Origin of the sequence: Myxococcus sp. CA051A (assembly GCF_013336705.1) — a bacterium.
Lineage (GTDB): Bacteria > Myxococcota > Myxococcia > Myxococcales > Myxococcaceae > Myxococcus > Myxococcus llanfairpwllgwyngyllgogerychwyrndrobwllllantysiliogogogochensis.
In genome coordinates this window covers 17256-38657 of the sequence record NZ_JABUMS010000007.1, presented here as the reverse complement: position 1 = coordinate 38657, position 21402 = coordinate 17256, and the positions used below count along the sequence as shown (strand labels likewise).

Sequence of the window (21402 nt, the reverse complement as noted above, 5' to 3'; positions counted from 1 at the left end):
CCACGCCACCCGCGGCGAAACTGGGACCTGCCTTTCTCGCGTGCACGCACTCGCCTGCCCGAGTCGTTCGCCAGCCGACGCTCCCAAGCCCTCGCGGCGGGCCCCCGCCTGCCCGTGCCTCTAGGACCGCCGTGCGCGCGTCTTTTCAGAACCGCGCATTTGCGCGTTGCGACCCCCGGAAGAGCCGCCCCGCGCGCCCGGGCTTTTCGCCCCGCGACACCGGCTCCCGGCTGGAATTGACAGCCCCGGGTTGCACGCCGAGCGTGGGTGCGTGCGCCTGTCTCCACGCCCATGTCGCGCCAGGTGGCCTCGGCTCTCGGGGCCGGGTCGCCGTGTGCTCGTGTGGGGGCTGGCGGCGGGGCTCGTGGGCCTGTCCGCGTGCCAGACGCGCAAGAAGGAGACCTGTGCCTCCGTGCAGGCCCTGGTGCTGGAGGAGCTGCGCGTGACGGATGGCTTCCGAGACAGGCAGCATGACTCCCACTCGCTGGCCTTGAACGCGAGCCAGCTCGAGGAGCTGTCCTCGCGGGTGAAGTCCCTGGAGGTTCGTGACGCCCAGCTGCGCGAGGCCGTGCGGCGCTACGGCGCGGACCTGGATGTCCTCGCGCGCGCCTATGCGCACCATGCTCGTGCGCGTGCGCGGCCGGCGCTGGAGCCCGCCGAGTCGGATGACGGGCACGTGGGGCCCGGCCTCTCGCTGGCCACGCATGAGGGCGTGGTGAACGAGGCGCGCTCCGCCGTCTCGCGCCTGTGCGCCCTGCCGTGAGGCCCCGTCACCTCACACGCCCCAGTAGTAGCTCCACTTGAGCATCACCGCGTCGTTGGCCGGACCCGCCAGCAACTGTCGCGGACGCAGCGTCGCGGAGGGCCGCTCACCTTCCGGCTCCGGCAGCCCCTGCTGCGAGCGTGAGTAGATGAGGAAGAGCGTGGAGCCCAGTTGGTACTCCCACCGCGCGACGACATTCACGTTCAGCGCGGTGTCGTAGAAGCTGCTGTCGTCGTCGTGCGCGACGGCGGTCAGCGAGTCGAGCCGGATGCGCGACCGCCGCGCGTCGGACGTCGCCGTGAAGAAGGGGCCGTAGGTGCCGTGCGCGGTGAAGAGCTGCGCGTAACCCTGCAAGGTGAGCCGGGGCGTCAGCACCCACTGCTGTCTCAGCGTGAGCGACAGGAAGCGCGAGTCCAGCGAGCCCAACAGGAAGCGGCCCTCGTCCAGCGTCTCCACGTAGCGCGGCCCATGGTCCGTCTTGTCGTTGCCCACGGAGAGCTCCGTCTGGAGCGAAGGGTGCGGCCTCGCGGACAAGGTGACTTCCCCACCCCAGTCCCAGGCCGGAGCGCTCGGTCCGCCCTGGAAGCGGTGGCCGAGCGCGACGTACCCCTCCACCGACACCTTGCGGTTGGGGTTCGTCTCGCCGCTGAGGCTCACGAACATCCGGTCCGGTCGCTCCAGCGGGATGCCTGTGTTCGCCAGCTCCCGCACGTCGTAGCCGTTGAGGTCCAGGCCCGTCTCCACGCTCAGCGTGTCGAAGCTGGGCAGGGTGGCGCTCGCGTAGAGGTTGAACCAGGTGACCCGGTGCTCGCTCCGGTCATCCGCCGTCCACTTTCCACCGGCGTGGGCATTGGCGAACAGCGCCTTGAACGGGCCCAGGCCATTGGGCCGCGCGTAGCGCAGCGAAGCTCGGGGGGCCACCTCGTTCTGCGAGCGCTGGAAGCCCGTGGCCACCAGCGACAGCTTCGGCGTGGCGACATCCACGCCGACCTCCGGACGCAGGCCCTCGCCACCGAAGCGTCCCGCGCGCAGATAGCCGCCCACGCCCGAGTCCCCGGTTTGCAACCGGGTGCCATCCGCGAGCACCCGCTCCGGCGGGCCGCCATCCACGCGTGAGGCCACCATCATCCCGTACACGCCCCAGGTGCTGTCCGCCGTCTTCAGGTCGAAGTCGAGCGCGCCCGCGAGCCCGCCGCGTCCCCGACACGACGCCGGTTGCTGTGAGTCTTCCAGGGCCGCGTCCTCGGCGGTGCAGGTGCCCGACAGCGGGTTGGCCATGGCCACCGCGCCGCCCACGCGCGAGCCCGCGCCCACCTTCCCTCGTGCCACCGCCACCAGGTAGTGCGTCGTCGCGGAGGGCTCGTCCGGCAGCTCCAGCCCCGCGCCCAGGTGCAGCGGCCTGCGCCAGTCGAAGCGCAGGTTCCGGTCCGGGCTCGCCTCGTCGCGCGCCTGCCAGGGGCCGGTGACGAGCGCGTCCAGCACGCCCACCTGCACGCCGCCCACCGAGCCCGTCACCTTCGCCGCGCCGAGCAGCGGCGTATCCAGGCCGATGCGCCGCGAATAGAAGAGCGCCAGCGGCGCGCCGCCCACGTCCATGCCCACCGGTTGGAACAGCTCCATGCCCTGCGTGAAGAAGGGGCGCCGCTCCGGGAAGTACGCCTCGAAGGTGCTCAGGTTGAGCAGCAGCTCATCCGCCTCCACCTCGCCGAAGTCCGGATTGAACGTCGCCGCCAGCGCCAGTTGGCTGGTGAGCGCGGCGCGCACGTCCAGGCCCACGTCCATGGACGGGCTGAGCAGACGCGGCGCGGGCCGTGACGCGTCCGAGAACTGGGGCCGCGCCAGGCCCCGTGCCGCCAGGTACGGCATCAGCTCCCACCGCCCGCGCGGCTGGAGGTTCTCCAGGCCCGTCAGGTGTCCCAGCCGCGACACGTTGGCGTTGTGGTTGCGCGGGTTGTCCACCGACTCCAGCTCCTCGTTCTTGCGCGCGATGTCCCGCCGCACCGAGAAGCCCCACGTCTGCACCGGCGCCTCCGGGAAGCGCAGCAGCGAGAGGGGAATGGCGAACTCCGCCACCCAGCCGTCCTCCACGCCGTCCGAGGCGCCCGCCCAGATGCCGCTCCAGTCCTCCGTGTAGTAGCGGTCGTCGTAGTAGAGCCCGTCGCTCTGCACGCCGCCGGCGGTGACGGAGAAGCTGTACGCCGTGCGGTGGTCATGCGTCGGGTCGATGAGGACGTGAATCGTGTCCGAGTAAGGCGCGCTGTCCCGCCGCCCCAACCGCCGGTCGATGCGCGAAGGCTCCGAGTCGCGCGCCACCACGCCCACGTACAGCATGTCTCCGTCGTAGAGGATGCGCAGCTCCGTCTTCTCCGACGGCGTCCGGCCCGCCGCCGGATAGCGCTCCACGAAGCCGTCGAACACCGGCGCGCGCGCCCAGTCGTCCTCGTTCAGCTTCCCATCCACCTGAATCGAGCCCGTGGCCCGCGCCGCCTGGAGAAACTGCTCCTTCCCTGGCCCCTCCACCGCCGCGCTCGTCGCCAGACTCCACAGCGACACTCCGAGCGCGACGGCCCCTCTGATACCGGATGACATGACCCATTTCCCTCGTGTCCCGCGAAGCGGGGACACCGGGCTCCCTCGGTAAAGAACGTGAGTAGGCGGAGTTTCCTGAATGACCCTGGAGTGCTACTTGCCGCCCGCGTCGCCCTTGCCGCCGCGAGACATGGAACGCATGAACGTCTCGTCGATTCCATGGATGCGCAGGCGCACCAGCTCGTCCGGGGTGATGTTCTTGTAGCCCGCGTCGCGCAGCTTCTTCACGAAGTCGGACGTCACGCCGTGGATGCGGAAGGAGACCAGTTCTTCCTGCGTGATTTCCTTGAAGCCCAGCTCTCGCATCTCCTTCACGAAGGGCATGGTGACGCCGTGGATGCGCATGGCGACGAAGTCGTCCGAGTCCAGGTCCTTGAAGCCCAGCTCGCGCATCTCCTTCACGAAGGGCGTGGAGACGCCGTGGATGCGCATGGCGACCAGCTCGTCGGCGTCCAGGTCCTTGAAGCCCAGGCCGCGCATCTCCCGGGCGAACTCGGTGGTGATGCCGTGGATGCGGAAGGCGACGATTTTCTCGGCGTCCAGGCCGCCGTAGCCCATGGCGCGCACGTCGCGGATGTACTCCGCGGTGACGCCGTGGATGGACATGGCGAGCAGGTCCTCCCAGGACAGCTTGGGGAAGCCCGCGGAGCCCAGGTCCTTCACGCGCTGGGACGTGACGCCGTGGATGCGGCCCTGCACCAGCTGCTCCAGCGTCAGCTTCTCGTACCCCAGCTTCGCCAGCTCGCGGATGTACTCGGGTGACACGTTGAAGATGCCCACCGTGAGCAGCTGCTCCAGCGGGATGTCCTTGTAGCCGAGCGCCCCCAGCTCCTTCACCCGCTGGGTGGTGACGTTCGTCGCGGCGAGCTGGAACTGTTGAAGCTCGGTGAGCTTCGGGTAGCCGAGCGTGGTCATGGACTTCGCGTAGGTGTCGCTCGGCGCGAAGCGGTAGTGGCCCGCGCCGTCTCCGGCCTGGAAGGTGCCGGTGAAGGTGAAGACGCCGGCCTCGCGGGAGAGCGTGAAGGTGGCCGGGCCGTCCGCCGTGGGCAGGCCCTGGAAGGCCGCGCGGGGCTCGGAGAAGCCCATCTGCCCGTTGCCGCCGTCCTCGTCGTCGGGGTGGATGAGGCTGATGTGGAAGTTCTCGGCGGACTTCTCCCGGGAGGAGGACGTCCAGGTGCCTCTCAGCTCCTTCGCGGCGGAGGCGGTGGTGGCCACCAGCAACAGGGCACAGCAGGTCAACAGCGACGACACGCGACGCATCATGGTGAGGCTCCTTCGGTTCTGGACGGAGCCCTGCCGTCCGGCTCGCGTCCGGTGTGGACGCGTCCGAGGGGAAGGGCGTGAGAGGAGCGGGGTGTCACGGGGCCGGGGAGCGAGCGATGCTCCCCGGGCCACTCTGTGACAGGTGTTTCGGTGTGACGGTGTTACTTGGAGTCGCGCAGGCGCCGGACGAAGTCGGCGTCCACGCCGCCGGCGCGCAGGCGCACCAGCTCATCGGGGGAGAGGTTCTTCAGGCCCGCGGCGTTCAGCTCGCGCAGGAAGTCCGGGGTGATGCCCAGGGCGCGCAGCTCGGTGAGCTCCTTCGGGTCCTTGGTCTCCACGCCGGCCGAGCGCATCTGCTCCATCCACTCCGGCGTGACACCCACCGCGCGCAGCTCGTGGAGGTCACTCACGGAGAGCTTGGGCAGGCCCATCTTGCCCAGCGCGCCGATGTACGCCGGGTCCACGCCCACCGCGCGCAGCTCGGAGATGTCCTCCAGCGACATGCCGGAGTAGCCCGCGGCCTTCAGTCCGCGCACGTACTCCGGGTCCACTCCCACCGCGCGCGCCTCCACCACGTCGTCCGGGTTCTTCGTGTCGAAGCCCGCGTCCCTGAGCGCCGCCACGTACTCCGGAGTGATACCCAGGGCGCGCAGCTCCACCAGCGCGTTGGCCTCCAGCTTGCGGCCGAAGCTCACGGTCATCTGCTTCATGTACTCGGAGGTGACGCCCATGTGGCCCATCTCGACGAGGTTGGCGACGGTGGGCTCGTAGCCCATCGACTCCAGCTCCCGCACCCGCTCCGGCGTCACGCCCGCCGTCTTCAGCGCCACCAGCTGGTCGACGGAGAGCGACTGACCGGCGCCCACCTTCGTGCGCTCGTCGAGGTCCGAGTCCTCGTCGTCCTGGCGCGTGGACACCTTCACCTTCACGTCGGGCGCCGCGGCCAGCTTCATGGGGAGGGCCACCTTGACGTCTCCGGGCGGCCTCGGCGCCGTGGGGAGGCGGGGGAGGGCCCGCGGGCTCGGCGGCGCGGGGGGCTCGGAAGCCTCGGGCGGCGCGGGGACGGCGGCGTTCGCGACGCCCGGCCTGGACACATCGGAGGTGGGGGCCTGGCCCAGCACCAGCGACGTCAGGGGCGCGGCCACCGCGAGGCTGCTCATGAGCGTCAGCACCGACGCCCCCGCGACCCAGCGGGAGGAGCAGCGCGGCGCGGGCGGAGAGACCAGGCGACGCACGCGCTCGGGCAGCGAGCCGCCCAGCGCGGACATCGCGTGGCTCGGCTCCGACGAGGGCAGCACCCGCAGGGACTCCAGCGCCGTGAGGGCCCGAGCGTAGGAGACGGAGTTGCCGCTGGCGCTCACCGCCACGTCGTCGCAGCAGTGCTCGCGCTCCACGCGGATGACGTTGGACATCCACCGCACGGCCGGGTGGTAGAAGAAGAGCGTCTCCACCACCACCTGCGCCAGGTTCACCGCGAAGTCATGCCGGCGGATGTGGGCCAGCTCGTGCGCCAGCACCATCTCCAACTGACGGGTGGGCAGGCCGGAGAGAGCGGACACCGGCAGCAGCACCACCGGAGACAGCCAGCCCACCGTCGAGGGCACGTCCACCTCGGTCGTCTGGAGCAGCCGCACCGCGCGCGAAAGGCCCAGGCGACGCGACAGCGTGTCGAGCCGCTCCTGCCACTCGTGGGGCGCGGGCAGGGCACGGCGCGCGAGCCGGCGCAACTGCACCCACTCCGCCGTCAGCCGTCCGGAGCTCAGGCCCACGCCCGCCACCCACGCGAGCACCACCCAGCGCAACAGGTCCGCCAGTGACTCGCGCACCCGCTCCACCACCAGCGTCAGCAGGCCCGCGGGCTCCATGCGGGTCCAGTCGGAAGTCGCGGCCCGCGCGGGCTCGCGCTCGGAGACCCCGGTGTGAGCGGAGCGGTCCCACCGCGCCATGGCCCGGGTCCGCGCCGCGACGAGCGACTCCTGGCGGAGGTCCCGCGTGGACACGGCGTGCTCGGCCGCCCGCGTGGCGCGTGCTTGCGTCGCGTGCCGCCACCCCGTGGCCACTGGCAGCACCACGGTCAGCACCAGCGCGCCACACGCCAGCGCATACCGCGCGTTGGCCGCGCGCCGGCCCACCGTCATCAGCGCGACCGCCAACCCCAGCGCCACCAGCGTGCCCTGCCAGAGCGAGTGCACCAGCGCCCATCCCATCGACTCCATCACCAGGCTGCTCATTCGTCCGCTCCTTCCATGGAATCGAGCAGCTGGCGCAACTGGGCCAGCTCCTCCGGGCTCGTCTTGCGCGAGGACAACGCCTGCATGGCCAGCCGGGCCGGAGAGCCGCCGAAGGCGCGCTCCACCAGGTCCGTCACCAGCTGCCGCTGCGTGCGCTGCTCCGTCGCATGGGCCCGGTACACGTGCGCGCGCTGGGACTCGTCGCGCGCCACCAGGCCCTTGTCCGTCATGATTTGCATCAGCTTCAGCACCGTCGTGTAGCCCGTGGCCTCCGCCGGCTCTCGCCGGTGAAGCGCCTCGTGCACCTCTCGCACCGTGCTGTCACCGCGCTCCCACAGCACCCTCAGGATGGCCAGCTCGCCATCCGTGGGGCGCGGCAGCTTCGACTCGCTCATGGCTTCCTCGCATCCAGCATCCACGAACTCATCATACGAATGGGTTCGTAGATGTCAACGAAGGTCTTCGTAGATGCTCCCCGTGACGTCGGATTCGCTCGGGAAGTGCGGGCCAGTCCTCAGCCTGGGAACGAGAGGCCTCACTTCCGTGCCTGCCTGCTCCCGGGATTTTCCCAGGAGGAGAAGTCATCGCCTTTTCGAGTCGGAAGCGTCGTTCCCACCGAGGGGAACGCGAGTTCCACGCAAGGGGCCCTCGCGTCGCGCCTGCTCGGCCTCCAGGGAGGTGGGTTCGTCGGCGTGGAGGCGACCTGACACGTCCCTCGCGTGGCACATCCGGTGAAAAAGGTCCCCCCGACACGAGTCATCCCGGCTCGAGAAGACGAAGCAGGACGGGGCAAGAAAATGAAGGCGTTGAGCGGTTGGATGGGTGCGGCGTGTGCCGCCGTGGTGGGGCTGGCGGGTGTGGCGGAAGCGCATGATTTGACGTGTTCGAAGCTGGTGAACGGGCAGTCCTCGGTGCAGGTCACGACGTATCCCTTCACGGCGAACTTCAGCTTCCAGGTCAACAACATCCACCCGACGTTGCCGTCCATCTTGTTGACGGCGGCGGACCCGCTGCTGGTGTTGGAGGGCTTCTCCTTCATCCCGCCGCCGCCGGTGGTGATTCCGGTGGGCCAGTCGGTGACGTCGAACTTCGCGCTGACGATCAACAGCTACGACGACTGCCGGACGCTGGCGCTGCTCGATGGGCTGGTGGACGACCACATCGACAACGTGTTCACCTCCGGGTTCGACCTGGGCTCCTCGCTGTGCACCGCGCGCATCACCTGCGTGCAGCCGCCGCCGGAAGTGTGCACCGCGACGCGGACGCTGGGCTTCTACAAGAGCCACATCTCCGCGGTGCAGCAGTGCCTGGCTGGCGGCCCCATTCCCCTGGGCAGCATCGGCATCGTCGCCACGCTGCCGGGCGCGGAGGGCCTCCTGTGGGGTGACCCGGCGAAGTATCCCATCACCGGCCTGCCGCGCAGCCAACTGGACCGCATCCGCTTCCTGGTCGCCCGTCAGATGCTGGTGGCCACCTGCAACCAGCGCCTGTTCGGCGGCCTCACCGTCCCGCCCAACCTGCTCGCGCTCGTGCTGACCGCGCTGGGCTCCGTCGACTGCACCACGCTCGAAACCCTCAACACGCAGTTGGACGCGTACAACAACTCCTGTGACGCCGGTGCGTTCCCCGGTGGCTTCGACCCGGGCCCCGCGACGCCCCAGGCCGCCCAGGCGCTCGCCGTCGACTTCACCATTCCCACGGGCCTCATCTGCATTCCCTGAGCCCCGTTCCACACACACCTTCCAGACATCGATTCACTCAAAAGCTTTCGAGGAGACACGTCATGAAGAAGTTCCTGCTGTCCACGCTGGGGGCCTCGGCCCTCGTGCTCGCCGCCTGCAGCGGTGATGACTCCGTCCCGTTCCCGGGCGACGACCCGGGTGTGGAGACGCCCGTGCCTGGTGGTGAAGACCCCGCTCCGGGTGGTCAGGACCCGGGCCCCGTTCCCGGCGGTGAAAACCCCGGCCCCACTCCCGGCGGCGGGCAGGGTCCCGGCACTCCCTCCACGCAGAGCTTCGAGCTGCGGGTGAGGGGCGAGGGCCTCGCGGACTACACCTCGCTGAAGGTGCCCGTCTCCGACGTGCTCATCACCACCGCCGAGGGCAAGCCCGTGCCGGTGCAGGTGATGTCGAACATGCTGGAGCTGGCGACGCCGGGCCACTCGCCGCTGGCCGCGCGCTTCACGGTGCCGCCGGGCGTCGACAAGGTCAAAATCACCGTGCACTTCAACGCGCTGGGTGACTTCGCCCGGAATGGCGCTCAGGCGTCGGAGCTGGACGCGCGGGTGGCGCCGGTGACGTTCGAGGCTCGCGTGAGGGACTTGTCCGTGCGTGGCCGCGCGGTGCTCGTGCTGGACATGGCGCGCTCCATGGTGGCGCTCCAGAAGTCCAACTCGACGCTGATGCTGCCCAACGGCTCGGTGAAGTACTAGCCGCGTCGGGCGGGTGAGCTCTTCCGGCGAGCCTCTTCAGGAGGCTCGCCGCTTCCCTTCGTCTACGGCTCGCCGCCCACTCGCGCCGAAGCGTCTTCCGGCTGCGTGCCCTGGCCTTCCTTGCCCTGCCAGAAGCGGCGCGGGTGGTCATCACCGCGCGTGCCGTTGGAGAGCTTGTCCACCCACGGGTAGCGCTTGGCCTCCTCGGCGGTGTAGCCCAGGTTGAAGACGGTGGGGCTCTTGGGCTTCTCACCGGCCTTCGAATAGAAGGTCCCGAAGAGGCGGTCCCAGAAGTAGTTGGTGATGCCGTAGTTGCCCTGCTCGTTGTGGTAGTGGTGAGACAGGTGCAGGCGCTTGATTTCCTTCAGGAAGCCCACCTTCGGCGTGTAGTTCAGGTGCTGGATGCAGTGGCAGAACTCATAGAAACACGTAACCACCATCGCCCAGCCCAGCGCCGCCGCCGCTCCTGACTTCCCGCCGATGAGATAGCCGATGGGCGCGATGACGCCGCCCACCGTCGGCAGCACGTTGGCCAGCGCGCCGAAGAGCACGCGCAAGTCATTGGGGTCCTGGTGGTGGTCGAAGTGGATGCGCTTCCACGTCGCCGCGGTGAAGGGCGTCTTGTAGAGGAAGCGGCTGTGCAGGATGTTCTTGTGGACCAGGTACCAGCCGAACGGGAACACCACGCTCGCGGCCAGCATGGCCAGCAGCATGCGCACCGGGTTGTCGAACCACTTCACCGCGTACACGAGGCTGACGATGCCCACGGTGATGTAGGCCAGGACCGCGTAGTACGTGAAGAACGAGTAGACGAGGTCGCCCAGCGTCATCCGGTCCAGGTTGTGCTTCCGGTGCTTCAGAAATGAAAAGGGTTCGCTGACCGCCACGGTATCCCTCGCAATTGGACGCTGCCCGCCCATGCGGCGTCGCTGTGAGTAGCAGGGGCCCGGCACCCTTGCGCCACAATCATCCGGCCTGCTTTTACGTTTTTCTGCGATGCAAGAGAAGCACCGCTGCTTGCCGGTCCGCCGGCTGGGTGCCTGCCCTCCCGCCTGGATGGGGGCCGAGTTGAGCGGCGGACTTCCCCGACAGGAGACCACGGCCCACTTTCGACGGAAGGGATCAGCGCGTGGAGGCTCCCATGGCGGAAAAGGCAGGGGAAGACAAGTCGCGAGGGAGCAGGGCCCGGGGGCAGGCAGCGGTGGCGCGGAGCGTGGAGCCAGCGGACCGAGGGACACTGGCCCTACGTCGGACCACCTCGGAGTACCGAGCCGCGGCGGAGGAGCAGGCGGCGCGGGTGCGCGAGGAAATCGAGGCGGCGCTCATCGTCGCGCGAGACACGCGAGAAGCCATCGAGCGGAGAATCGCCGACGAGCTGCACGCGCCCCCCGGCAGCTTCCGGGCGAAGACCCAGCGCAAGCAGCCGGCCCGTGTCGCCGTGCGCAAGACCCGGAGCAAGGCCAAGAAGAACTAGGGGCGCGGCGTCAGCTCCGCAGGCGCGTGGCCTCGGAGGTGGGACGCGGCGTGTCCTGCGCGTCCTCGGGGGCGGGAGGTTGGGTGGAGTCGTCACCCAGGCCCTTGAGTCGTCGCGCGAGCTGCGCGGCCTGCTCTCCCTTGGAGCCCAGCTCATGGCCCTGCACGCCGATGAAGGACACGCGGGCGCGCTCCAGCAGCGCCACCTGCGCGTGGAGCTGGGCGAACAGCCGCTCGCGCTTGCGGCTCAGGGCATCCAGGTGGTTGAGCTCCTCGCCCAGTGAGGACGCGGCGAGCTCCAGCTGGCGCCGGGCGATGGTGTCCTGGATGGCGGCGGCGCGTGCTCGCAGCTCCTTCACCTGCGCGTCCACGTCATGGGCGACGACGGAGTCCAGCTGCGCGGTGAGCGCCGCGTGGGCCTCCGCGAGCGAGAAGCTCTCCGACGCCATCTTCTCCAGCACGCCCACCAGCTCCTGCCGCCCGGTGCTCGCGGGCATGCGCAGCACCGCCGTCTTGCACTGCTGGTACAGCCCGAGCGCGCGTGCGGCCAGCTCCCGCGCCTCGCCCTTGAGCGTGTCGCCGAGCGCCAGGCCCCGGGCCTCCACCGTGTCGGTGTGCAGCACCAGGTGCGAGGGCAGCGTGCCGATGCTCCAGAAGAGGGCCACGCAGGCGAAGCCGACCACCAGGGACACCAGGTTCATGTCGCCCAGGAAGCGGGCATCCAGCACCTGCTGCACGTACAGGCCCACCGGGGCGAGGATGCCGGCGGCGGCGGCGCTCGCGGCGACGGCGGTGGAGCTTCCCGCGGCGTCACGGCCGTTGCCGAGCCACGTCACCAGCGCCGCGGCGATGCAGGCCGCCAGGCTCTGGGGCAGCGGGTGGGGCGCGGAGAAGAGGAAGGGGAAGACGGGCAGCACGGTGAGCGCCGCGCGCAGGCCCAGCCCGTAGCCCTTCAGGGGCCTCGCGGCGGCGAGCGCGGCGGCCACCACCGCGAAGTAGCCCGGCTCCAGCGTCAGCCGGACGATGGGCGTGAAGGGCTCCCAGACGCGCAGCGCGAGCGCCGCGAAGATGCCCATGCAGGCTCCTCCCCCCAGCGCGCGAAAGGTGCGGGATTCAAACTCCTCGCGGTGGAGGAACTGCAGGGAGAGGGCCATGGGGGCTGCACCGTCCTGACTAATAGGCGTTGTTCTCGCCGAAGTTCTTCATCGTCTTCTTGTAGAGGTTCAGCGACTCGCGGCGAACGTCACCGTCATTCGACGCCCGCCCATAGGCTGCCTCTGTCTGGTCCAGCTCCGCAAGCTCCCCCGACAGCGCGGAGGGGGACGAGCCAAAAAGCTTCTTGGCGTTGCCCAGCAGACCGACGGCGGCCTTCCGGTTGCCCCGCTTCATCTCCTCCACGGCGGCGCGCATCTGCTGGGTACCCAACGCTCGCACCGCGTGCACGCGCACGTCCCGGTCCAGGTGGGCGCGCACCAGGGCGGCGTCCTCGGTGACCTGGGCGGTCAGGGGCAGCGTCGCCTCCGCCGTCGCGTCGCGGGCCACGTCCAAGTAGCGCACGGTGGCGTCGAGCAGCCGCACGGGCTCGGTGGAGGCTGTCGCTCGCAGCGTCAGCTTCACGACGACACGCACGGACTGCGCGCTGGCCAGGTCGTACAGCGGCACCTTCACGACGTTGCCCTCGCGGGTGGTGGGCAGGCCCATGACCTCCACGTCGCGAACGCCCGGGGGCAGGGTCAGCCGCAGCTCCACGCGGCGGGCGACGGTGCTGGTGGCCTGGTCCAACTCGCGGGAGAAGACCTCGGCCAGCCGGGCGGAGTTGTCGATGAAGCCGGAGAACCCGCCGCCCTGCTCGGCCATGCCGCGCATGAGGCTGGCCTGGAAGTCCTCGCCCACGCCGAGCGCGCTGACGGTGATGCCCTCGTCGCGCAGGCTGCGCGTGAGGTTGAAGAGCTCCGGCTCCGTCACGAAGCCCGTCGTCGGCTGGCCGTCACTCAGCAGGATGGCGCGGCTGACGCGGTACTGGGCGAGGTGGCCGCGCAGCGCGGTGGCCGCATCGGAGAGTCCGCCGCTGATGTTGGTGGAGCCATCCGCGCGGATGGCGCTGATGGCGGCGAGCAGCTCCTCGCGGAAGGCGTCCGTGACGAGTCGGCTGGCGATGACCTTCGTGTCGGTGCCGTAGTGGATCAACGCCAGACGGTCCTCGGGGGTGAGGCGGCTCACCAGCTCGGCGGCGGCGCGCTTGGCGTCCGTGAGCTTCTGCCCCTCCATGGAGCCGGAGCGGTCCACCACCAGGGCCATGTTCACCGGGACGCGGCGTCCGCTCTCCACGGGGCGGGCCTTGATTTCCATCCACGCGAAGGCCTCGCTGGCGCCCGGCTGGACATAGGCGCCGGACAGCTTTCCGGAGAGGGTGAGGGCGCCATCGGAGGGCTGGGCGACGATGAGCGGCAGCACGGCGGTGGCCGGCTGCTCATCCGGCTGGGCCACGGTGTGGCTGGTGTCGGTGACGGGCGGCGGAGGGGGAGGCGGAGGCCTGCCCAGCGAGAGCGCGCCCAGGGCGAGCAATCCAGCGGCGGACAGCAGCAGCAGGGTGCGGTTCATGTGGTTCCTCGGGGTGTGAGGGCTGACGTGGACGGCACAGTCTCCCGTCCGCTCCCGGGCCGCATCGGTCACCGGGAGGAGGGTCCCCCCGATGACCGATGGAGCGATGTCAGGCGTTGCGGTGGCGGGCGCTGGAGGGTGGAAGTAAACCCAGACGTCTGTCCTTGCGCGGGGGGGCTTGCGCCGGCCTTGGCCACGCGGATCCACCGATTCGCTCCCAGGAATCAAGAAACGAAGCAACTCCGACCTGGGGACCCCGATAATCGGGGAGGTCGGCGTTCGTCCGCCCCGGCATTGGCCGCTGGGACTGTACCGGGTGCCTCGTTCTCAGGGAGAAGTCGTCATGACCACGATTGGCAAGTCCGGTTCGCGTCCCACCACGTCCGTGAAGCCCGAGCCGAAGCCGGAGCCGGTGAAGCAGCCCGCCCAGGCCCAGCGTCCCGACGCGGTGAAGACGGCCGTCGCGCAGCGGATGCAGGACGGCTTCGAGGCGGCCCCGCGCACGGGTTCGGCGTCCCGTCCGGTGCTCTCGGAGATTCGTGGCGAGGGTGCGCCGGTGGGTCCGGGGTCGGCCGTGGGCAAGGCCGTGGCCAAGGTCGGCGAGAAGATCAAGGACGCGGCTGCTGCCGCGGGTCCCCAGGTGAGCACCAACGCCAGTGGCCAGACGGTGGTGGACCTGGGAACGGGGAACAACACCGCGACGGTGTCGCAGGGCAAGGACGGTTCGCTGACCGTCACGTCGGGCAAGGACTCGGTGACGTTGACGGCGGAGCAGGCCAAGGGCGCCATCATCCAGGGCGGCGATGGAAACGACAGCATCACCCTGGACGCGAGCGTCACGCAGGACGTCACGGTGGACGGCGGCGCGGGCAACGACAAGCTGACGGGCGGCGCGGGCAACGACACGCTCATCGGCGGCGCGGGCAACGACGCGGTGTTGGGTGGCGCGGGCACCGACACCGTGTCGGGTGACGACGGCGACGACTACGTCGAGGGTGGCGCGGGCGACGACCTGGTGAACGGTGGCGCGGGTCGTGACGTGCTCTACGGCCTGGACGGCAATGACCTGGTGAACGGCGGCGAGGGCCGCGACTACATCGACGCGGGCGCGGGTGACGACACCGCCACGGGTGGCGCGGGTGACGACCAGGTCATCGGCGGCCGGGGCGATGACTCGCTGAGTGGTGGCGAGGGCAACGACGCGGTGGCGGGTGGCGCGGGCAAGGACACGGTCAACGGCAACGGCGGGACGGACAAGCTCTACGTCGAGGAGGGCGAGGAGAGCGCCGACTCGGCCGGGGACACGCGGACCATCGTCGACATGACGGACGCGGACAAGCGGGGCAGCTCCGTGTCGGTGAAGGGCACTCCGGAGTTCCAGGCGCGCGTGCAGTCGGACCTGGACGCGATGCGCTCGCTGCCGTCGGGTCAGGACCTGCTGCGCTCGCTGGATGCCAGCGGAAAGACGACGACCATCTCGGAGACGTCGGGTGGCAACACGGCGTCCGGCACGGCCTTCAACGACGGCTTCTTCAACAAGGACGGCACGCCGGGCAAGGGCACGGACGCGACGGTGAACTACAACACCTCGCGCATCTCCCTGGGCGCTGACGAGTGGATGAACCGTCCTCCGATTGTCGGCTTGTTCCACGAGCTGGTGCACGCGTCCGACATGAACAACGGCACGCTGGCGAACGGCTCGAAGGACGGCACGCGCAACCTGGAGACGTCCGCGGTGGGTCTGCCCGTCGACCTGGACCAGAACCCGGCCACGCCGGACGTGGTGCAGGGTGGCCGCCCCGGTGAGAACGTCCTCCGCGACGACCTGAACCTGCCCACCCGGCCGCACTACTAGCCGCTGCGTAGCAGGTGAGTGCCGCCGGCCGCTCCGCCACAGCGGAGCGTTGCCGGCTGCGTCGCCGCATCCGAGCCGCACGGGCCGCTCCGTCACATCCGCGCGTTGCCGGACGCTTCGTCACATCCGCGCATTGCCAGCAGCTTCGCCGCATCCGAGCCGCACGGGCCGCTCCGTCACAGCGGAGCTGTGCCGACGTGCGGCCACACGGAGCCCTGCACCGTCGTACCAGTCAGCCGAAGCTGGTCAGAGAGGACCCGCCAGCAGGTGCTGGCCCGTGGTCCCGCCCCTGAGCGGATGATCCGCTCCCGGCTTTAGAGAAGCGACGCAACTCCCACCTAGGAGCCCCGATAATCGGGAAGGTCGGCGTTCGTCCGCCCCGGCATTGGCCGCTGGGACTGTACCGGGTGCCTCGTTCTCAGGGAGAAGTCGTCATGACCACGATTGGAAAGCCCGGTTCGCGCCCCACCACGTACGTCAAGCCCGAGCCGAAGCCGGAGCCGGTGAAGCAGCCCGCCCAGGCCCAGCGTCCCGACGCGGTGAAGACGGCCGTCGCTCAGCGGATGCAGGACGGCTTCGACGCGGCCCCGCGCACGGCGTCCCGCCCGGCGGCGTCCGCGCAGGGCAGTGACTTCGAGGGCGCCCCCCCGAGCACCCCCGGCTCCGCGGTCGGCAAGGCCGTGGCCAACGTCGCCAACAAGATCAAGGACGCGGCGGCGGCCTCCGGTCCCCAGGTGAGCACCAACGCCAGTGGCCAGACGGTGGTGGACCTGGGCACGGGGAACAACAGCGCGACGGTGTCACAGGGCACGGATGGTTCGCTGACCGTCACGTCGGGCAAGGACTCGGTGACGCTGACGGCGGAGCAGGCCAAGGGCGCCATCATCCAGGGCGGCGATGGAAACGACAGCATCACCCTGGATGCGAGCGTCACGCAGGACCTCACCGTGGACGGCGGCGCGGGCAACGACAAGCTGACGGGTGGCAAGGGCAACGACACGCTCATCGGCGGCGCGGGCAACGACTCCCTCATCGCGGGCGAGGGCAACGACTCCGTCTCCGGTGACGACGGCGACGACTACATCGAGGCCGGCGCGGGCGACGACCTGGTGAACGGTGGCGCGGGTCGCGACGTGCTCTACGGCCTGGACGGCAATGACCTGCTGAACGGCGGCGAGGGCCGCGACTACATCGACGCTGGCGCGGGGAATGACACCGCGACGGGCGGCGCGGGCGGCGACCAGGTCATCGGTGGCCGGGGCGATGACTCGCTGACGGGTGGCGAGGGCAACGACGCGGTGGCGGGTGGCGCGGGCAAGGACACCGTCAACGGCAACGGCGGGACGGACAAGCTCTACGTCGAGGAGGGCGAAGAGACCGCCGACGCGGCCGAGGGCGAGCGGACCATCGTCGACATGACGGACGCGGAGAAGCGCGGCAGCTCGGTGACGGTGGAGGGCAGCCCGGAGTTCCAGGCGCGCGTGCAGTCGGACCTGGACGCGATGCGCTCGCTGCCGTCGGGACAGGACCTGCTGCGCACGCTGGACGACAGCGGCCACTCGACGACCATCAAGGAGACGACGGGTGGCAACTCGGCGTCCGCCAAGAACAAGGATGACGCCTGGTTCAACGCGGACGGCACGCCGGGCAAGGGCACCGACGGCACGGTGAACTACAACACCTCGCGCATCTCCCTGGGGAGCGAGGAGTGGATGAACCGCCCGCCGGTGGTGGCGCTGTTCCACGAGCTGGTGCACGCGTCCGACTACGCCAACGGCACGCTGGCGGTCGGCGAGAAGAACGGCACCAACAACCGCGAGACGTCCGCGGTGGGCCTGCCCATCGACCTGGACCAGAACCCGGCCACGCCGGACGTGGTGCAGGGCGGACGCCCCGGCGAGAATGTTCTCCGCGACGACCTGAACCTGCCGACCCGGCCGCGCTACTAACAGCCCTCTCTCATGAGAGCCCTGCTCCAAGCTGGCGCCTGCTGCATGGCGCTGGCGATAATCGTGGGCTGCACGCGGGCTTCGAATCAGCCCGCGCATCCGGGAGGACGCGTGGCCCAGGCGGAAGTGGAGCTGAAGGTGGAGTCGGTGACGAGCGGGCCCGAGGGGCTCGCTGTCGCGTACGCGGTGCGCAACGCCTCTTCCCACGCGGTGCTGCTGGTGGACGGGCTGCCGGAGTGGGGCCCCACGGGCTACGTGGGCCTCGCGCCCGAGCGCGCCTATGTGGACCTCTCCGGTGACGGCGCGGTGCTGCTGCGTCAGCTCGTGCCCGTGCCGGAGAACCTGGACGTGGAGGCCCCCGAGGTCCCCGCCCTGAGTCGCGTGGAGCCCGGCACCACCGCGTCCCGCCGCCTGCTCGTGCCCCTGCCGCTGCGCACGTCGATGCCCTATGCCACGGGCCCTGAGGTGACGCGCGAGCTGTCCGCCGTGCGCGAGCTGCGTCTGCGCGTGGGCTACCTGCCCGCCGCGGACGACGTGCGCCTGCACGGGGCGACGGAGTCCGGAGGCACCGCGTACCGGACAGCCGAGTACGGCCAGGTGGTGACCCGGCAGCAAGTCCTGGACAGCGGGCCGCTGCCGCTGGACGGCGTGAAGTAGGACGCGCTCAGGGCTCGTGGGGCAGCACGAAGGACGGCTCGTCGTGTCCTGGAGTGGCGAAGAATCGGAACGACTCCTCGCGAGGCAGCTCGCGGAAGGCCTCTGACTTCACGGCCTTGCGCACGGCCGCGTGCGCGCACTGGAGCGTGCGCACCAGCAGCAGCTTCTTGAGCGGGACGAACACCTCCAGCTCGTTCAGCGCTTCGTCCTCGGCCAGCTCCACCAGCGTCGCTCCGGGCGCGCCCAGGTCGAAGCCGCCAGAGGAGTCGAAGTTCGTCGCGCCGAACTCCAGCACGTTCTCCGACGCCGTCTCCTCGTAGTGGTGGCCGACGAGTCCCGTGCCCCACACCACCTGCGGCACGTACGGGCTCACGTCCCCGCCCGCCCAGTAGAGGAGCAGGGCGGACAGCGGCCGGATGCGCGCCGTGCGCACGCCGTCCCGCTCCTCCCAGGCATATGCCTCCGGACGCAGGTAGCGAGGCTGGCGGTACATCCCGAAGCTCTTCACCAGCCCCGCCGTCATCTCGGTGACGAGCCCTTCGTCCACGGCCTCGGCTTCGGCCGCCTGTTCGCGAACGAAGGCGAACCCGTCCGCCCGGCGCACCTCGTCCAGCAGCCGTGCCGCGCACGCCGGAAGGTCTCTCAGCTCCACGTCATTCCACATGGGTTCTCACGCCTCCGCGGTGGGACGTCGCAGCCGGACCAGGTCTTCCACCACGCGCCGCACGCGGCCCTCGTCGAAGGGCTTCTCCAGCAGGAGGTTCGGGATGCTGGCGAGGAACTCCCGGGCGCCGGTGGTGAAGGCCCCGCCCGACACGAAGACGAAGCGTCCCTCCAGGCCCGCGTGCTCGCGCCGCACGGACTCGTAGACGTCGCGGCCGGTCAGGTCCGGCATCATCACGTCACACAGCACCGCGTCCGGCTCCATGCCCTGCTCCAGTAGCTCCAGCGCCTGGCGTCCGCTGCAGGCGACCTCCACCTCGTGGCCCCGGAGGATGCGCTGCAACACGCGTCCCACCGCGGGCTCGTCGTCCACCACCAGCACACGTCCACGGGGCTGGACCAGAGGCCGGGGCGTCACGTCGAGCGCCGCCGCCACCGCGCGCGTGTCCTGCTCCATGGTGGGCAGGCTGACGCGGAAGATGGTGCCCTTGCCCGGCTCGCTCTCCACGGTGATGTCACCGCCCAGCCCGTGGATGATGCTGTGACAGATGGACAGGCCCAGGCCCGTGCCCACGCCCACCGGCTTCGTGGTGAAGAACGGGTCGAAGATGCGGTCGATGACCTCGCGCGGAATCCCCACGCCCGTGTCCTGTACCTCCACCACCACCCGCGAGCGTCCGTCACGCCGCGTCGCCAGCCGGATTTCATGCCGGTGCGCGGAACCCTCCGGAATCGCCTGCGCCGCGTTCACCACGAGGTTCAGGAACACCTGGCTCAGCTTCCCCTCGTTCGCCATCACCGAGGGAATGTCGCCGTACTCGCGCCGCAGCTGCGCGCGGTGGCGAATCTCGTTCGCCGCCATCATCGCCACCGACTCCAGCACCCCGTGCACGTCCAGCGGCGACACGTTCTCCTCGTCGGGCCGGGAGAACGTCTTGAGCTGACGCACAATCTGCCGCACCCGCTCCGCGCCCTCGCAGGCCTCGTGCAGCACCTCCACCCATTCGCCCAAATCAGGCTCGCCCCGCAGCCGGGCCTGGAGCGCCGTCGCACCGTCGCCCGGCGGCAGGTTGCGGCGGAACTCGTCCGACATGAAGCTCAGGTTGGACAGCACGAAGGCCAACGGGTTGTTGATTTCGTGCGCGATGCCCGCGGCAAGCGTGCCCACCGACGCCAGCCGGTCCGCCAGCGTCAGCCTCGCCTGGAGCTGCCGCTGCTCCGTCACGTCGCGCGCGATGGACACCACTGCGGGCTGGCCGTCGAAGCGCAGGGGCAGGGACACGACCTCCGCCACGCGCGTGCGTCCGTCGCGCCGCACCAGTCGCCGCTCACCGGTGAGCGCGCCCGCCCTCACCGCCTCCGTGCCGCGCATGTCCTTCACGAACTCCGACAACTGGCGGCCCACCAGCTGCTCCGCGCGCTCGAAGCCCAGCGTGCCCACCAGCGCCGCGTTCGCGTAGACGATGTGCCCGTCCCGCTCAATCGCCGCCGCGTCCGGCACGCCCTCCAGCAGCGCGCGGAAGCTGGCCTCGGACAGGCGCAGCGCTTCCTCGGCCTGACGTCGCTCGGTGATGTCGCGCGCCAGACCTTCCACCGCCACCATGCGCCCCATCGGGTCCGTCACCGGGACGACGACGTGCTCCAGCCACAGCGTGCGCCCATCCGGATGCAGATAGCGCACCGTCACCGGCGCACCGGCCGAGGCGCGCGGGGCCTCCAGCAGTCGCTCCAGCGCGTCCCGGTCCTCCGGATGCACGCGCCGGTACCACAGGTCCGCGTCGCCGTAGTGCGCCACCGGCCCATAGCCCAGCTTCGCGTGCGCCACGCGGCTGACGTAGACGAAGCCCCTGGGCGCCTCGCAGCGGTACAGATACAGCACGTCCGACGCGTTCTCCGCGAGCTGCCGGAAGCGCCGCTCCCGCTCGCGCAGCGCGCGCTCGGACTCCTTGCGCTCCAGCGCCACGGAGATGGCGCCCGCCGCCGCGGACAACAGGTCCACCTCCAACCGGTCCCAGCGTCGCGCCTCCGCGCAGTTGTCGAAGCCCACGAAGCCCGTCAGCACGCCCTGCACGCGCAGCGGCAGCACCAGGATGGAGAGGATGCCCTGCGGCTCCAACAGCTCGCGCTCCACGGGGGGGAAGGTTTCGACCAGCCCCTCGATGACATCCCCGCGCGACAGCGTCTTCGCCCACCGCTCCAGGTTCGGCTCCATCGGCAGGTTCTGGAGCTCCGGGTTGTCTATCTCCGCGCGCACGCCGGGCGCGCACCACTCCGCGCGCTGACTGCACCAGCGCTCTCCCGCGGGGCCCGGGTGCAGCTCGAAGACGTACACACGACTGGCGCCCGACGACTGGCCCAGGGGCTCCAGCACCGGCCCGTACAAATCTCCGCCGTCACGCACCGCCAGCAGCCGCTGCTGCATCTCCACCAGCGCCGTGAGGTAGCGCTCACGCCGCGCCAGCGCGCCGTCGGACGCCTTGCGCTCGGTGATGTCGTTGAGCGTCCCGGACGTGCCCAGCACCGCGCCGTCCTCGCCCACCATCAGTCGCCCGTAGACCTCCACCCACCGGAAGCCGCCGCCGCGATTCACGTAGCGCACCTCCGTGCGCACGTACTCCAGCTCCTTCGTCACCAGCCGCCGCAAGCCCTCCAGGCTGCGCCGCTGGTCCTCCTCGTAGACGAACTCCGAGAAGGGCTTGCCGAGCGAGTCCTCCACCGTGTGGCCCGTGATTTCCGTCCACGCCGGGTTGAGGAACGTCCACGCACCCTGCGCGTCCGTCTGGAAGACGACCTCCTTCAGGCTGTCGATGACGAGCCGGTACCGGCGCTCGTGGGGAGTCCAATCAGGCCTGGCGGGCGGCGTCTGCATGTTGAGGCTCGAGGAAGTGGACGCGTCGCACGAACGAGGAGTCCGGGCGATGTACAAC

General features: G+C 70.2%; 16 protein-coding genes. 7 read left to right on the top strand and 9 right to left on the bottom strand.

Annotation, left to right across the window (positions count from 1 at the left end):
- Nucleotides 1–334 precede the first annotated feature (334 nt).
- Nucleotides 335–763, top strand: coding sequence for a hypothetical protein (locus HUA74_RS20905; RefSeq protein ID WP_174455925.1), 429 nt, complete (start codon nt 335–337; stop codon nt 761–763).
- A 12-nt stretch (nt 764–775) separates the two neighbouring features.
- Here the strand turns inward: HUA74_RS20905 and HUA74_RS20900 are convergent, their stop codons facing one another.
- The 4 genes from HUA74_RS20900 to HUA74_RS20885 all read right to left on the bottom strand — a co-directional run bounded on the left by HUA74_RS20900 (nt 776) and on the right by HUA74_RS20885 (nt 7241).
- On the bottom strand, nt 776–3352 hold the full coding sequence (locus HUA74_RS20900; RefSeq protein ID WP_174455924.1) for a carbohydrate binding family 9 domain-containing protein: 2577 nt from the start codon (nt 3350–3352) through the stop codon (nt 776–778).
- Nucleotides 3353–3445: 93 nt separating this feature from the next.
- Nucleotides 3446–4615 carry a 4-hydroxy-3-methylbut-2-enyl diphosphate reductase gene (locus tag HUA74_RS20895; RefSeq protein WP_254625167.1) on the bottom strand — a complete coding sequence of 390 codons (1170 nt, stop codon included), beginning with the start codon at nt 4613–4615 and terminating at the stop codon, nt 3446–3448.
- Between the two features lie 161 nt (nt 4616–4776).
- Nucleotides 4777–6846 carry a M56 family metallopeptidase gene (locus tag HUA74_RS20890; RefSeq protein ID WP_174455923.1) on the bottom strand — a complete coding sequence of 690 codons (2070 nt, stop codon included), beginning with the start codon at nt 6844–6846 and terminating at the stop codon, nt 4777–4779.
- Nucleotides 6843–7241, bottom strand: coding sequence for a BlaI/MecI/CopY family transcriptional regulator (locus HUA74_RS20885; RefSeq protein WP_141641690.1), 399 nt, complete (start codon nt 7239–7241; stop codon nt 6843–6845). The genes HUA74_RS20890 and HUA74_RS20885 overlap by 4 nt, the downstream gene beginning before the upstream one ends.
- A gap of 423 nt (nt 7242–7664) precedes the next feature.
- Between HUA74_RS20885 and HUA74_RS20880 the strand changes: the two genes are divergently transcribed.
- Together HUA74_RS20880 and HUA74_RS20875 are read left to right on the top strand one after the other, a co-directional pair.
- Entirely contained in the window at nt 7665–8567 is a 903-nt protein-coding gene (locus tag HUA74_RS20880) for a hypothetical protein (RefSeq protein WP_254625166.1), read from the top strand.
- A gap of 62 nt (nt 8568–8629) precedes the next feature.
- The gene (locus HUA74_RS20875) at nt 8630–9277 is read left to right on the top strand and encodes a hypothetical protein (protein ID WP_174455921.1); all 648 of its coding nucleotides are present in this window, start codon (nt 8630–8632) and stop codon (nt 9275–9277) included.
- Between the two features lie 62 nt (nt 9278–9339).
- Here HUA74_RS20875 and HUA74_RS20870 read toward each other — a convergent pair whose 3' ends face one another.
- Nucleotides 9340–10164: a sterol desaturase family protein gene (locus tag HUA74_RS20870; RefSeq protein WP_174455920.1), complete on the bottom strand. Its 825-nt coding sequence runs from the start codon at nt 10162–10164 to the stop codon at nt 9340–9342.
- Between the two features lie 254 nt (nt 10165–10418).
- Between HUA74_RS20870 and HUA74_RS20865 the strand changes: the two genes are divergently transcribed.
- Nucleotides 10419–10751, top strand: coding sequence for a hypothetical protein (locus HUA74_RS20865; protein ID WP_246137061.1), 333 nt, complete (start codon nt 10419–10421; stop codon nt 10749–10751).
- 10 nt (nt 10752–10761) lie between these two features.
- On the opposite strand, the gene HUA74_RS20860 is transcribed toward HUA74_RS20865, so the two are convergent.
- Together HUA74_RS20860 and HUA74_RS20855 are read right to left on the bottom strand one after the other, a co-directional pair.
- Nucleotides 10762–11904, bottom strand: a complete 1143-nt coding sequence (locus HUA74_RS20860) for a hypothetical protein (RefSeq protein ID WP_174455919.1) — start codon at nt 11902–11904, stop codon at nt 10762–10764.
- A gap of 19 nt (nt 11905–11923) precedes the next feature.
- Nucleotides 11924–13351: a VWA domain-containing protein gene (locus tag HUA74_RS20855; RefSeq protein WP_174455918.1), complete on the bottom strand. Its 1428-nt coding sequence runs from the start codon at nt 13349–13351 to the stop codon at nt 11924–11926.
- Nucleotides 13352–13694: 343 nt separating this feature from the next.
- Here HUA74_RS20855 and HUA74_RS20850 point away from each other — a divergent pair, with 343 nt between their 5' ends.
- From HUA74_RS20850 to HUA74_RS20840, 3 genes are all read left to right on the top strand, one after another.
- On the top strand, nt 13695–15206 hold the full coding sequence (locus HUA74_RS20850; protein ID WP_174455917.1) for a M91 family zinc metallopeptidase: 1512 nt from the start codon (nt 13695–13697) through the stop codon (nt 15204–15206).
- 434 nt (nt 15207–15640) lie between these two features.
- Nucleotides 15641–17155 (top strand): M91 family zinc metallopeptidase, encoded by a 1515-nt coding sequence (locus HUA74_RS20845; RefSeq protein ID WP_174455916.1) that lies wholly within the window; start codon nt 15641–15643, stop codon nt 17153–17155.
- A gap of 45 nt (nt 17156–17200) precedes the next feature.
- Complete coding sequence (locus tag HUA74_RS20840; RefSeq protein WP_254625165.1) at nt 17201–17812, top strand: hypothetical protein; 612 nt, start codon at nt 17201–17203, stop codon at nt 17810–17812.
- A gap of 7 nt (nt 17813–17819) precedes the next feature.
- On the opposite strand, the gene HUA74_RS20835 is transcribed toward HUA74_RS20840, so the two are convergent.
- Nucleotides 17820–18476 carry a hypothetical protein gene (locus HUA74_RS20835; RefSeq protein WP_174455914.1) on the bottom strand — a complete coding sequence of 219 codons (657 nt, stop codon included), beginning with the start codon at nt 18474–18476 and terminating at the stop codon, nt 17820–17822.
- Between the two features lie 6 nt (nt 18477–18482).
- Nucleotides 18483–21344, bottom strand: coding sequence for a PAS domain S-box protein (locus tag HUA74_RS20830; RefSeq protein WP_174455913.1), 2862 nt, complete (start codon nt 21342–21344; stop codon nt 18483–18485).
- Nucleotides 21345–21402: the final 58 nt, after the last annotated feature.